This window comes from Nostoc sp. LEGE 12447 (genome assembly GCF_015206985.1).
Lineage (GTDB): Bacteria > Cyanobacteriota > Cyanobacteriia > Cyanobacteriales > Nostocaceae > Nostoc.
In genome coordinates this window covers 39901-54359 of sequence record NZ_JADEXT010000028.1, presented here as the reverse complement: position 1 = coordinate 54359, position 14459 = coordinate 39901, and the positions used below count along the sequence as shown (strand labels likewise).

Genomic DNA, 14459 nt, shown 5'->3' with positions numbered 1-14459 from the left:
AAATCTCCGAGGTAATTGCATGAAAGCGGTGATTTTGGCTGGAGGGCTTGGTACACGCCTCAGTGAAGAAACTAGTATCAGACCCAAGCCGATGGTTGAGATTGGTGGTAAGCCAATTCTCTGGCACATAATGAAGACTTACTCCGCCCACGGCATTAACGACTTCATAATTTGTTGCGGTTACAAAGGTTACATAATTAAGGAGTATTTTGCTAATTACTTCTTACACATGTCAGATGTTACCTTTGATATGCGATTTAACCAGATGAACGTGCATTCTGGTTATGCAGAACCCTGGCGTGTTACCTTAGTCAATACGGGTGATAATACCATGACAGGCGGACGCTTAAAGCGAATCAGGGAACATCTTGGTAATGAGACCTTTTGCTTTACTTATGGTGATGGTGTAAGTAATATTAATATCACCGAGCTAGTGAAGTTTCACAAAGAACAAAATACATTAGGAACGCTCACGGCCGTTCAACCAGCCGGACGTTTTGGTGCCATTTCCTTGGGATATGAGCAAACTAAAATTACCAGCTTTCGGGAAAAACCCGAAGGTGATGGAGCTTGGATTAATGGCGGTTATTTTGTGTTAGAACCAGAAGTAATCAATTTGATTGCTGATGACTCTACAGTATGGGAGCAAGAGCCATTAGAAAAGCTAGCTGATATGGAACAACTATCTGCTTTTAAACATGATGGTTTTTGGCAACCGATGGATACTTTACGCGATAAAAACTATCTAGAGGGGCTATGGAAAAGCAGTCAGGCTCCTTGGAAAGCATGGTAAGGTAACTGGGGGCTGGGGGAGATTTTTTCTAACCCAATACCCAGTACCAAATCCCAAATAACTTTATGGATTTACTGTAATTTTAAGTGCGATAATACTAATGTATGATTTTGCGATTATAGGTGGGGGAATAGTTGGACTCTCTACAGCATTGGCTTTAGGAAAACGATATCCCAATGCGCGTATTTTAGTACTAGAAAAAGAGAGTCAATGGGCATTTCACCAAACCGGCAATAATAGCGGGGTAATTCATTCTGGTATTTACTACAAGCCAGGCAGTTTCAAAGCTAAATTTTGTCGTGATGGTTCTCGCTCTATGGTAGAATTTTGCCAAGAGCATGGAATAGAACATGAAGTTTGTGGTAAAGTCATTGTTGCAACAGAAGAACAAGAACTACCACGTCTAGAAAATCTCTACCAACGCGGCTTAGACAATGGTATAGAAGTTAAGAGAATCAGCCCCGAAGAAGTCAGGGAAATTGAACCTCACGTAAAATGCGTAGGTGGGCTTCGGGTATTTTCAACTGGGATTGTTAATTACAAGCAAGTTTGTTTGAAATATGCCCAGCTAATTCAACAGCAGGGTGGAGATTTGCATCTCAATACAAAAGTTCTGAAAATCTCCCCAAGTGGTAAAAATCAGGTACTAGAAACAAACAAAGGTAACTTTGCAACCCGCTTTGTAATTAATTGTACGGGATTGCATAGCGATCGCACCACCAAACTAGGTCAAGTTGAACCCCAAGCCAAAATCGTCCCATTTCGGGGAGAATACTACGAACTCACCCCAGAAAAACGCTATCTCGTTAAGACACTAATTTATCCAGTTCCCAATCCCGATTTTCCCTTCCTGGGTGTCCACTTTACCCGGATGATTGATGGTAGCGTCCACGCAGGGCCAAACGCAGTTTTGTCACTCAAACGCGAAGGTTACAAAAAAACCGACTTTGACTTACGAGATTTTCTTGAAGTCGTCACCTATCCCGGTTTCTGGAAATTAGCAGCCAAACACGCTGATGAAGGCATCCAAGAAATCATTCGTTCCTTTAGTAAAGCAGCCTTCACCAGAAGTTTGCAAAAACTAATTCCCGAAGTCCAAGCAGAAGACTTAGTTCCCACCCACGCAGGAGTTCGCGCTCAAGCCTTAATGAACGACGGCAAACTTGTAGACGACTTTTTGATTGTTTCCGGTCAAAACTCCATCCATGTTTGCAATGCTCCTTCTCCAGCTGCCACATCTTCTCTAGAAATCGGCAAAGCGCTTGTAGCAGAAATTCCCCAACCCTCGCATCTAGATATTGCAGTAACTGCATAGATAACATTGTTATTACTTCCGGGCTGCTGAATAAAAGGATGAATCTTGTATAGTGGGCATCTTTTCCAGCCTGGAAATATAAGAGATAGGTATCTTACCCATCTCACAAGAAAAAAGTGTAGTGCATCAATTAAGAACCGCTATAGAGTGCTGTTACTCAATAGGTAAGTCAGCAAACTATGTAATGACTGTTAGCCGAGTTATATATAGCGCTTCTGGGTTGAGTCCAATGACCTAACCCCCAACCCCTTCCCTATAAGGGAATGGGAGCAAGATTCAAAGCCTCCTCTTAGGAGAGAGGTTTGGAGAGAGGTCAAATTATTGCATACAAACGAAAAATATAGCGGTTCCCTCTTGGATGCAACACCCTTTAGGACGCAAATTTGTGCATCCCTACTAAACGAAAAATTTAACTCATCAATACAAAGGCGTTAACCACAATGAAAATATTAGTAACTGGAACAGAAGGCTATCTAGGTTCATTATTACCGCCTCTGTTAATTGAACGTGGACATGAAGTTATCGGTCTAGATACAGGGTTCTATAAAGTTGGTTGGCTATACAACGCTAATGGGGTAACACCTAAAACCCTTAACAAAGATATCCGCAACATCACTCCTGATGATTTGGAAGGTGTTGAAGCAATAGTTCACATGGCGGAACTTTCCAACGACCCAGCCGGACAATTAGCACCCAATATTACCTACGAAATTAATCATGTAGGTTCAGTTCGTCTCGCTAGCCTAGCTAAAGCTATGGGTGTGCGTCGTTTTGTATATATGTCTTCGTGCAGTGTCTACGGTGTTGCTACCGCAGGTGATGTTACAGAAGAATCCCCAATTAATCCTCAAACAGCCTACGCAGAGTGCAAAACTTTGGTAGAACGAGATGTCACACCACTAGCTGACGATGACTTCTCTCCCACCTTTATGCGGAATGCCACAGCCTTTGGTGCTTCTCCCAGAATGCGCTTTGATATTGTTTTAAACAACTTAGCTGGGTTGGCATGGACTAGCAAACAAATCAAAATGACCAGTGATGGCACACCTTGGCGACCATTAGTCCACGCACTGGATATTTGCAAAGCAATAGTCTGCGCTTTAGAAGCACCACGAGATATTGTACATAACCAAATCTTCAACGTCGGAGATACAGCAAACAACTATCGTGTCAAAGAAATCGCAGAAATTATTGCTGATATTTTCCCAGATTGTAAATTGTCTTTTGGTGAGAACGGCTCAGATAACCGCAGCTATCGGGTATCCTTCGAGAAAATCAACACAATTCTCCCCGGATTTAAATGTGATTGGAATGCCCGACTTGGTGCCCAGCAGCTATTTGATTTATTTAGTCAAATAGATATGGCTGAAGACACTTTCTTGTTTAGAGGATTTACTCGCTTAAAACAGCTAGAGTATCTAATCCGTACCGAGCAAATTGACAAAGATTTCTTCTGGAATAAAAAGTAGATAGACTGACCTATCAGCAAAGAAGAAATAATCTAAGTTTCCGAATCAACAATATTTGGTTCGGACTTATTTCATCCATCAAATTATTTGTAATCAGTGAGTTGAAAAATATGGCGAACGCAAAATGTCGTTTCAGTGGTCAACCTCTGCACCAAACCTTTATTGATTTAGGAATGTCACCTTTAGCCAATGCTTATCTAACAGCAGAACAGCTAAATCATGCCGAAAAATTTTATCCACTCCATGCTTATGTATCTGAAGACACCCTTTTAGTTCAATTAGAACAATTTGAAACTCCCGATCATATTTTTAGCGATTATGCTTACTTTTCTTCTTACTCAGTAAGTTGGCTAAAACACGTCAAAGCTTACACCGATATGATGGTAGATAAATTTGGCTTTAATCATCATAATCAAGTTATTGAGATTGCCAGCAACGATGGCTACCTACTGCAATATTTTGTAGAAAAGGGAATCCCAGTTTTAGGAATAGAACCAGCCGCAAATATAGCTAAGATAGCTCAAGATAGAGGTATTCCTAGTATCAACAAGTTTTTTGGGGTTGAGACTGCCAAAGAACTTGTGATACAAGGAAAACTAGCCGATCTTTTGATAGGCAATAATGTTTTAGCTCATGTACCAGATTTAAATGATTTCATAGCTGGAATGAAACTCATCCTCAAACCGAATGGTATTTTGACGATGGAGTTTCCTCACATCTTACAATTGATTCAACAAAATCAGTTTGATACTATTTATCACGAGCATTTTTCTTACTTCTCATTTCTTGCTATCGAAAAGATTTTTACAGCACACAATTTGCAACTTTTTGATGTGGAAGAATTATCAACTCATGGTGGTTCACTAAGAATTTATGCCAAACATAACGATGCTGATAGTCCTAACATCAGTGACCGAGTTAGCCATCTAAAAGCAAAAGAAATTGCTGCTGGACTGCATCGGATAGAGACTTATATTACATTTGGTGAAAAAGTCAAACAAACAAAGCATAAGCTATTAAATTTTCTTTTGAGTGCAAAAGCAGAAGGGAAATCAATTGTTGGTTATGGCGCACCAGCCAAAGGCAACACATTGCTTAATTACTGTGGGATTGGGAAAGATTTTATCGATTACACAGTCGATTGCAACCCTTACAAACAAGACTTATTTTTACCTGGGACTCATATTCCCATCTTTGAACCAGACAAAATCCGCGAAACTAAACCAGATTATGTCCTAATTTTACCTTGGAATCTCAAAGAAGAAATTATGGAGCAAATGGCATTTATTGGCGAATGGGGTGGACAGTTTGTTGTACCAATTCCTGAAGTAAAAATTTATCCGTGTCCTATTCCGGATAGGCTTTTACTAGCGTCGTAATTACTAAATATAACCCAAAAAGCGCCTTTTATTACTATTTTATTGTTGTCATTATGCTCATAGATAATAGGTAAAAAGTAATTAAGAGGCGTAGTTTCATAAAGCTTTTGTTGCTAAATATCAAAAAATCAACTTAAAAGCAGCTTGTTAATAAACAAGCTGTTGTTAGTAGCCCCTTAACTATAGATTTAAGCTTAATATGAATAAACTTCTGACTATTGCCATACCCACTTATAATCGTGCCGGGTTACTTGATAAACAGCTAACATGGTTGGCTCAAGCTATCAAAGGTTTTGAAGATGAGTGTGAGATTTTAGTATCCGATAATTGTTCAACAGATAATACTCAGGAGGTGATCCAAAAATGGCAAGTGACACTTAACAATATTACATTTAAATCAAATAAAAATTTAAAGAATTTAGGCGTAGTTAAAAATATTATGTATTGCCTAAAATCTACAACAACAAAATATGTTTGGACAATTGGCGATGATGACCCAATTCAAGATAGAGCAGTCGCTTATGTGATTAGCAAGCTCAGACAACACGAAGATTTATCATTATTGTTCCTCAACTTTTCCGGTCGTAATCAAATTACTGGTGAACCAGTTCATCCACCAAAAATAGTTGGTAATCGCTGGTTTGATGTTGATAGTGAAGATGCTAAGGGTGATGGTAAAGCCATATTTGAACATTGTTTTTCAAAAAGTGTCGGTGCAGTCATTTTTCTAACTGCTACAGTCTATCGCACTGACTTAGTAAAACGCGCTCTACAAGATTGGCAAGATGCTGAGAATAACTGGATATCTTTAGCATATTTAGCCGGATATTGTGCTGCTAATGGTAGTGTAATTGTCACTAAAGAGACTTATTTAGAATGTATCGTTGGTGTGAGTTATTGGCAGAAAGAACCACAATCAGCACTGTTAATGCAATACAAACACATCCCCGAAGTGATTTTGAAATTACAGCAGAGTGGATATTCTAAGCAATTTTGTAGACGGATGCTTTTGCAGAACGGTAAAGAAGTCAACTTAAAAGTTTTCTTGGGTGCTTTAAGAAGATGGCCGATGTCCGCCATCAAAACAGTAGTTCCATTTTTGGCTTTAGTCAGCTTGTGTGCTTTTGATGTGATGGTTTCTAAAGAATTCGGTTTAGCAGAATCAAGCGAAATATCTACTGAAGAAGTACGTACCTATAAACCATAAACTACCTAATTACTAACAACTATATATCAATAAGAGAAGGATTTGCGCCATGTTTGACGCGATTAAACGCAAAATAGCTACACTCTCATCTGACTTTGAATATTACCTAGCTCGTTGGAAGCATAGCAAAAATCTGCCAGCATTAGCAGGAAGCGATCACAACATTCTTAATGCTCTCAAAAAAGACGGTGTTTGCGTCACAACACTGGCAGATTTAGGGTTAAATTCTACCTCCGAACTGCTCAAAGCTGCTTACCATCAATTGTCTCAGATGGAAAATCCTAACAATGACCATCTAGATGAAAGGTTGCCACAAATTTACACAGTTACAGGTTTACCAGAATTTTATGCCTGGGGGTTGGAGAAAAGGCTACTCAGCATCATCGAAAATTATATCGGTCTCCCTATTGCTTTTCATGGTGTACATTTACGCAAAGATTTCAAGAGTAAACATCAGTTTGGAACGCTGCTATGGCATAGCGATGCAGAAGACCGCCGGATTATTAAAATCTTCATTTACTTGAATGATGTAGAGCAAAAAACTGGGCCTTTTGAATACATCCCTCGCTCTTTAACTTCCTTATTTAGTTGGAATTATTTTCGACTTTACTACAAACTTTGGAAGTCAGGCTATATGGGTATCAATGATGAACAAGTAAAACCAGTAATCCCCAAATCAGCTTGGAAATCCTGCCCAGGCCCAGCAGGTACAGTCATTATTGTAGATACAAAAAATGCTTTGCATCACGGCACAGTCCGCACAGAAGATCGGTCAACATTATTCTTTTGTTACACCGCCAATCCTCCTGAACGGCCAGACCTCTGCACCCAATACTGGGATGATACTTATCCCAGAGCAGAGTTACGTTCTGCATCAGATGCAGTTAAAGTTTCGACTTAGTAACCTTTTGTATGGTGCGTTAGGAACGTAATGCACCCTATAAAGTTGTAGATTTAATAATCTACGTTTATTACTGTTATTTTCTGTACTCAACATTCATCTTAAAGTAATCATAATGATTTTCACTGAAACCGAACTCAAAGACGCATTCATTATTGACTTAGAAGAAAAGCCAGACCACCGAGGTTTTTTTGCTCGTTCTTTCTGCGCTCAAGAATTTGAAGCACACGGATTAAAGCCAACAGTTGCTCAATGTAACCTGTCTTTTAACTACAAAAAAGGCACTATTCGAGGAATGCATTATCAAATTCTGCCAGCAGCAGAAACGAAATTAATTCGCTGTACTAAAGGCGCTATCTATGACGTAATTATTGATATGCGTCCTGAATCTCCTAGCTTTTTATCCCATATCGGTGTGGAATTAACACCAGAAAACCGCCGCGCTTTGTATGTTCCAGAAATGTTTGCTCACGGCTATCAAGCACTCACAGATGAGACTGAAGTTGTATATCAAGTAGGCGAATTTTACACGCCAGGGTATGAGAGAGGTTTACGCTATGATGACCCATTCTTTGCCATTGATTGGCCTCTAGATGTGACTGAAATATCTGAGAAAGATTTAAATTGGCCTTTGTTAAGAATGATGACAGTTGGCGGTACTTCTAGATAAAGACAGGGGTATTAAATGGTTCGTAAAATTATTTTAACGAACCGCAAAGGAAAAAAATTAGAATTGGTGTACATAAAAATGTCAATTACTAATTAAAACTTGAGATATTAAATTAATGAATTTGGGTAGAAATAAATGTCAAATATTCTATCTCGTGTTGAAAATACTATCTCTTTTGTCTCCAAAAAAGTTCAAGCTCGGATCAATTACGCTAAGACCTTAAAGGTTGTTTCTCTAAAGCCAAAACAGCCTTTCAAAGGGAATGTACTTCTTTCTTATCGGATTGAGCCATTCCTCTTAAAACCTGGTCAGCCAATGCCTAACGACCATACTTGGTACTGGGAAGTTTGGCAAATAGCCCAAACTTTTTTAGACTTGGGTTACAACGTTGATGTCATCCAGTTCCACAATGATAAATTCGTTCCGCAAAAGCACTACGCATTTTTCATTGATATCCGTCATCGGATGGAAGCACTTGCACCAAAACTCAATAAAGATTGCATCAAAATTTTCCACGTTGACATTGCGAATATGGTCTTTCGTAATGCAGCAGAATGCAACAGGCTTCTAGAACTACAACGGCGCAAAGGTATCACCTTAAAACCACAACGATTTGAGGTTCCTAACTTGGGAATTGAACATGCCGATTGCGCGATTGTGTTGGGTAATGATTTCACAACTGATACATTTAAGTATGCCAAAAAACCAATGTATCGTATCCCAATTTCTTCGCCTAGCGTTTATCCTTATCCTGAAAAGAAAGATTTTGAAGCGGTAAGAAAGCGTTTTCTGTGGTTTGGTGGTAGTGCTTTAGTTCTGAAAGGATTAGATTTAGTTTTAGATGCCTTTGCCCAAATGCCGGAATACCATTTAACAGTTTGTGGCCCGGTAAGTAATGACAAAGAATTTGAGCAAGCTTTCTATAAAGAACTGTACGAAACACCTAACATCCATACTTATGGTTGGATTGATGTTAGTAGTCCTGACTTTATAGAGGTTACAAATAACTGTATAGGGCTTGTTTATCCTTCCGTTTCTGAAGGACAGTCAGGAGCAGTAATCAGTTGCTTACAAGCTGGGTTAATTCCAATTTTAAGCTACGAATCTGGTGTCGATGTTCATGATTTTGGTGTGATTTTCGATAATCTTTCCGTTGGCGAAATTAAGGCGAAAGTTAGAAGTATTTCCAATTTGCCTGTAGAAGACCTAAATCTAATGTCTCGTCAGGCATGGGAATATGCAAGAGCAAATCATACTAAAGAAAAATTTGCTCAAGTTTACAGAAATGTTGTAGAGCAAATTATCGAAAATCACAGCCAGGAAAAACAGACTGGTTCTATAGCGCCTAGCAAACAACCAGTTAGTAGCCATAGCTAATCTTAATTCCTATGAAAATGTACTTAATATTTAGCTGTAAAAAATCATTAAGTGCAAGTTTATAGAGAATTTGTATCACAACCAACAGTTCCAAAAAGGAGTTTAGTTCATGATTATTATCGATCGCGCCTTACAAGCCCGTGCAGCAGCAGGAAATCCTATCAAAGTGGGAATGATCGGTGCTGGTTTTATGGGTCGAGGAATTGCCAACCAAATTGTTAATTCCGTGCCAGGGATGGAGTTAGTTGCTATCTCCAATCGCAAGATTGATGCAGCTAAACAAGCTTATTCGGAAGCCGGAATTGAAGATATTCAAGTTGTTGCAACTGTAAGCGAATTAGAAGATGCGATCGCAAACGGTAAGTATGCAGTCACAGAAGACGCTAAGTTACTGTGTCAGGCTGAGGGCATCGAGGCCATAATCGAAGTCACAGGTGCAGTGGAATTTGGCGCTCACATCGTAATGGAAGCGATCGCTCACCGCAAACATGTGATCATGATGAATGCCGAACTCGACGGCACTATTGGCCCCATCCTCAAAGTCTATGCTGACAAAGCAGGTGTCATTCTCAGCGCCTGTGATGGCGATCAGCCAGGGGTGCAAATGAACCTCTACCGCTTTGTAAAAAGCATTGGTTTAACTCCGTTATTGTGCGGTAACATTAAAGGACTCCAAGACCCCTATCGCAATCCCACCACCCAGGAAGGATTTGCTAAACGCTGGGGTCAAAAGCCCCACATGGTGGCTAGCTTCGCTGATGGAACCAAAATTTCCTTCGAGCAAGCGATCGTTGCCAATGCCACAGGGATGAAAGTCGCCAAACGGGGAATGTTGGGATATGACTTCAACGGTTATGTCGAGGAAATGACCCATTTATATGATGTTGAACAACTCAAAGAACTGGGTGGTATTGTCGATTATGTAGTTGGAGCAAAACCAGGCCCAGGCGTATATGTATTTGCCACTCACGACGACCCCAAGCAACGCCACTATCTCAACTTATACAAATTAGGCGAAGGCCCACTTTACAGCTTCTATACTCCTTATCACCTCTGTCATTTTGAAGTTCCCTTGTCTGTAGCGCGTGCTGTCCTCTTCGGTGATGCCGTTATGTCTCCGCTAGCAGGCCCGTTAGTAGATGTTGTCACCACCGCCAAAATCGACCTGAAAGCTGGAGAAACCCTAGATGGCATCGGTTACTACATGACCTACGGACAATGTGAAAATTCCCCCATCGTCCAACAGCAAAATCTCCTACCAATTGGTTTAGCTGAAGGATGTCGCTTAAAACGGGATATTAATAAGGATCAAGTTCTCACTTATGAGGATGTAGAATTACCTGAAGGCAGACTCTGCGACCAACTAAGAACTGAGCAAAACAATTATTTCGCCCCAGAAAAAATCTTGGTAGCAGTTGGGTAATATCGATTCCAAAAATATTGCGACAAATGAATTGGCTGTAGGGGTGTACAGCTGTACGCCCCTTATAAGTTTCGGATCAGATCCCCCCGCCTGCGGCGACCCCCTTAAAAAGGGGGTGAAAGAATCAGAAAAAGCCCCCCTTTTTAAGGGGGGTTGGGGGGATCTCCGAAGCCCTTACCAACATATTTGTCGCCAGAATTTCGTCAAGAGGATAGGAAGCTATACTGCGGGAGACTAAAGTTGTTGATAATAACTTGCTGGGGAGCCTTGAAACAAACCCGATCGAAACTTTAGGTTAAATTCATGAAAATTGCTCTAGTCCACGATTATTTAACCCAGCGAGGTGGGGCAGAGCGTGTATTTGAACTGCTTTGTAAGCGTTATCCTGAAGCAGACATTTTCACATCTCTGTACGATCCTCAAAAAACTATTGATCTAGGCGATCGCATAGTCAACACAACCTTCTTACAAAAAATCCCTGGTGCAGCAAAGTATTTCAGGTCAATGGCTCCTCTATATTTTCCTGCCTTTCGTTCCTTGGATCTGCAAGACTACGATTTAATTATTAGCAGTAGCACCAGCTTCGCCAAAGCAGTGCGAAAAAATCCTAATGCCCGCCACATTTGCTTTTGCCATAACGTCACCCGTTTCTTATGGGATACAGCAACCTATTTAAGAGAGTACGGGGACTATAGATATTTTGCACCTTTAATCGAACAAGTATTTCAAGTAATGAGAAAGGTAGACCTGAAATATGCACAGGAACCTGACCTTTACATTGCTAATTCTAGTGTTGTTGCCCGCCGTATTGAAAATATTTATGGCAAAAAGGCAATGATGGTTAACTATCCAATTGATACTAGTAAATTTGTTTTTTCAGATATAAAAGATGAATATTATCTGGCTTCAGCCCGGATGATTAGCTATAAACGCCTTGATATAATAGTCGAAGCTTTTAATTGGCTAGGATGGCGCTTATTAATATCAGGTGACGGGCCAGAACTAGCACGGTTAAAATCTAAAGCATTACAAAATATTGTGTTCTTGGGACACGTAAGTGATAGAACCCGCAAAGACTTGTTTTCCAAAGCCAAGTCTATTATTGTCGCAGCCTTAGAAGATTACGGGTTAGTTCCAGTAGAGGCTAATGCTAGCGGGACACCAGTTATCGCTTATGGAGCAGGTGGAGTATTAGATACTCAAATACCAGGTGAAACAGGAGTCTTTTTCAAAAGACAAACACCTGACTCTCTACAAATTGCATTACAAGAAGCCAATGGCATCTCTTGGGATTACGATCGCATCCGTAATCATGCAGTAGCAAACTTTTCAGAGAATGCCTTCTTTGGGAAAGTTGAGCAAATTATTAACCAAGCTTGTGGCGAGCATCAAATATTCATTTGATTTCGGAATCTCTTGACATTATAAGATTACCTATTCTTTTCTCTATCGTCCCCGGCGGGTTGTTAAAAATAGGTACTCTTCGGGATATCTCTCAGCGTAAGTCTTGAAGACAAGGATAATAAAAGTGGTTCAAACTAGTCTAAATCCTCAAATAAATCCAGCCTCTGAAACTGAACCAAGTTACGGACAATTGTTTGCCGTATTTGTGCGAAGATTTCCTTGGTTTTTAGCAGTATTAATTAGTTCTATTGCTATAGCAGGCATCGTAACTTTAAAAACTAAACCAACTTATAAAAGTTCAATGCAACTGCTAGTAGAATCTAACTATCAAGGAAAGAAAGAAGGAGCAGGGGTAGATAGCCAGTTTACTGACTCTAATATTGTCATAGATACAGCAACTCAGCTTAACTTGATGCAGAGTTCTGGACTTATCCAAAAAGCAGTTGATAAACTTCAGTCTGATTATCCAGATATCAGTACAGGTGAAATTAAAGCTTCTTTAGTCTTAACTCAATTGAGAAGCAAAGAAGATAATGTCGCTACAAAAATCTTTCAAGTTGAATACACTGCTGGAGATCCAGAAAAGACACAAAAAGTTCTGGGTGCAATTCGACAAGTTTATCTGGAATATAACAAACAACAGCAGACTTCGCGGTTACAAAAAGGGCTGCAAATTATTAGGGAACAGTTAAGTAAAGCCAGTGAAGAAGTAAACGCATCTGAGACTAATTTACAAAGGTTTCGCAGAAATCAGAACTTAATTGATCCAGAGTCACAGGCCAAAGCGATTGAGACAGCTTTGAATAATATTGCTCAAGAAAGACAGACAACTCGCGCTCAGTATGGCGAAGCCTTAGCACGCCAAAAATCTTTAGAAGAACAACTTAACCGTTCTCCTCAAAATGCTTTAGTTGCTTCTCGTCTGAGTCAGTCTACTCGCTATCAAGGCTTACTAAACGAAATCCAAAAAAGCGAATTGGCACTAGCACAAGAACGCTTACGCTTTACAGATCAGACTCCAAGTGTGCAAAAGCTCAAAGAACAGCTTCAGGGCCAGAAGGAATTATTGCAACAAGAAGTAGGAAGAACTTTAGGCGAAAAGTCTGCTAGTGCATTCACATCTGGAGACTCTCTTCTTGAAAAAGGACAACTTGGACAAATTGATCTTAGCCTTGCTGGTCAGTTAGTAGAAACGCAGACAACTATAGTTGCTTTAACTGCCCGCGATCAAAGTTTAGCTCAGAAAGAAAACGAGCTACGTTTGGAAATCAAACGCTTCCCGCCTCTTTTGGCTTATTACAATCGGATGCTACCGCAGTTGCAATTTAGTCGTGAAAGGTTAGAGCAGCTTTTAAGAGCAGAACAGCAATTGCGGCAAGAACTTTCTAAGGGTGGATTTAATTGGGAAGTGGTAGAAGATCCCCAAAAAGGCGCACAATTAGGCCCCAATCTCCAACAGAACTTGCTGTTAGGTGCTGTGGTTGGGTTGATGTTAGGAGGCATTGCTGCCTTTATTCGAGATTCGGCTGATGATGCAGTTCATACCACTGCTGAGTTAGAGAAGCAAATGGCTCTACCTTTGTTGGGAACAACCCCCAAGCTACCGCCAGCTAAACCCAGAGAATCAATGATTAAATTGCCCTTTGGCAAACCAGAAGTTCTCGCCCCTTGGACAATTCAGGTATTGCAATCTCCACCGCGTTGGGAATCGCTGGATCTGATTTACAAAAACATTGAACTTTTAAATACTGTTGCTAACTTGAAGTCTTTGATGATTACCTCAGCTTTACCAGATGAGGGTAAATCAGCTTTGGCGTTAGGTTTAGCAATGAGTGCTGCCCGTTTACACAAAAGGGTGTTACTAATTGATGCCAACTTACGCGATCCCAGCCTGCACCACCAACTGAATCTTCCTAATGAACAAGGGCTTTCAACTCTACTAGCGAGTGATGCAAGTCTACCCAGCCAGATTAGTCTTCAATACGCAGGTTCCGCCTACATCGATATTTTAACTGCTGGGCCCAAACCTGCTGACCCAGCTAATCTGTTGAGTTCTCCCCGAATGATGCAATTGATGGCAGCTTTTGAGGAAAACTATGATTTGGTACTCATAGATGCTCCCCCAGTTCTTGGTTTGGTGGATGCCATGCTTACTGCATCATCTTGTCGTAGCGTCGTTATGGTGGCAAGCATTGGTATTGTGACACGAAGCCAGTTGACTCAGGCTACAGCAATGCTAAGTAAGTTAAACCTGATTGGGGTTGTAGCTAACGGAGTATCAAACTCTAGCAGTAATTACGTACCTTATATCAAACAACAGCAATTGGCTCTCCGTCAAGCTGTAGAAAAGTAGCTAGTACAGCTATGATTGATCCCCGTCTTCTTTATATAAGTCGGGAATCTAAATTAGTTTAAATGCAACATACGGTAGGGTAGCGCAGCTGTGCTACCCTAATTTTTTATGAACAAATTTAATTTTATTGCTATCAGGAAAATTTTAGTATATTTATGCTATCTTTAT

At 40.3% G+C, this 14459-nt stretch carries 11 protein-coding genes; all 11 read left to right on the top strand.

The genetic code is table 11. The features are described from left to right. Positions 1-19: 19 nt before the first annotated feature. The 11 genes from rfbF to IQ274_RS24255 all read left to right on the top strand — a co-directional run bounded on the left by rfbF (position 20) and on the right by IQ274_RS24255 (position 14291). Positions 20-793, top strand: coding sequence for a glucose-1-phosphate cytidylyltransferase (gene rfbF, locus IQ274_RS24305; protein ID WP_012407827.1), 774 nt, complete (start codon positions 20-22; stop codon positions 791-793). Between the two features lie 100 nt (positions 794-893). Then, positions 894-2108, top strand: a complete 1215-nt coding sequence (lhgO, locus tag IQ274_RS24300) for an L-2-hydroxyglutarate oxidase (RefSeq protein ID WP_194143699.1) — start codon at positions 894-896, stop codon at positions 2106-2108. Between the two features lie 440 nt (positions 2109-2548). Then, positions 2549-3577, top strand: a complete 1029-nt coding sequence (locus IQ274_RS24295) for an NAD-dependent epimerase/dehydratase family protein (RefSeq protein WP_194143698.1) — start codon at positions 2549-2551, stop codon at positions 3575-3577. A gap of 110 nt (positions 3578-3687) precedes the next feature. Next, complete coding sequence (locus IQ274_RS24290) at positions 3688-4956, top strand: class I SAM-dependent methyltransferase (protein WP_194143697.1); 1269 nt, start codon at positions 3688-3690, stop codon at positions 4954-4956. A gap of 199 nt (positions 4957-5155) precedes the next feature. Further along, positions 5156-6163: a glycosyltransferase family 2 protein gene (locus IQ274_RS24285; RefSeq protein ID WP_194143696.1), complete on the top strand. Its 1008-nt coding sequence runs from the start codon at positions 5156-5158 to the stop codon at positions 6161-6163. Positions 6164-6212: 49 nt separating this feature from the next. Next, a complete protein-coding gene (locus IQ274_RS24280; protein ID WP_194143695.1) occupies positions 6213-7064 on the top strand; it encodes a phytanoyl-CoA dioxygenase in 852 nt (283 codons plus the stop codon). A gap of 115 nt (positions 7065-7179) precedes the next feature. Beyond that, positions 7180-7734, top strand: a complete 555-nt coding sequence (rfbC, locus tag IQ274_RS24275) for a dTDP-4-dehydrorhamnose 3,5-epimerase (RefSeq protein WP_194143694.1) — start codon at positions 7180-7182, stop codon at positions 7732-7734. A gap of 135 nt (positions 7735-7869) precedes the next feature. Next, on the top strand, positions 7870-9111 hold the full coding sequence (locus IQ274_RS24270; protein ID WP_194143693.1) for a glycosyltransferase: 1242 nt from the start codon (positions 7870-7872) through the stop codon (positions 9109-9111). A 109-nt stretch (positions 9112-9220) separates the two neighbouring features. Then, complete coding sequence (locus tag IQ274_RS24265) at positions 9221-10534, top strand: NAD(P)H-dependent oxidoreductase (protein ID WP_185581274.1); 1314 nt, start codon at positions 9221-9223, stop codon at positions 10532-10534. A 303-nt stretch (positions 10535-10837) separates the two neighbouring features. Next, positions 10838-11938 carry a glycosyltransferase gene (locus tag IQ274_RS24260; RefSeq protein WP_194143692.1) on the top strand — a complete coding sequence of 367 codons (1101 nt, stop codon included), beginning with the start codon at positions 10838-10840 and terminating at the stop codon, positions 11936-11938. A gap of 124 nt (positions 11939-12062) precedes the next feature. Continuing rightward, entirely contained in the window at positions 12063-14291 is a 2229-nt protein-coding gene (locus tag IQ274_RS24255; protein ID WP_114082311.1) for a GumC family protein, read from the top strand. Positions 14292-14459: the final 168 nt, after the last annotated feature.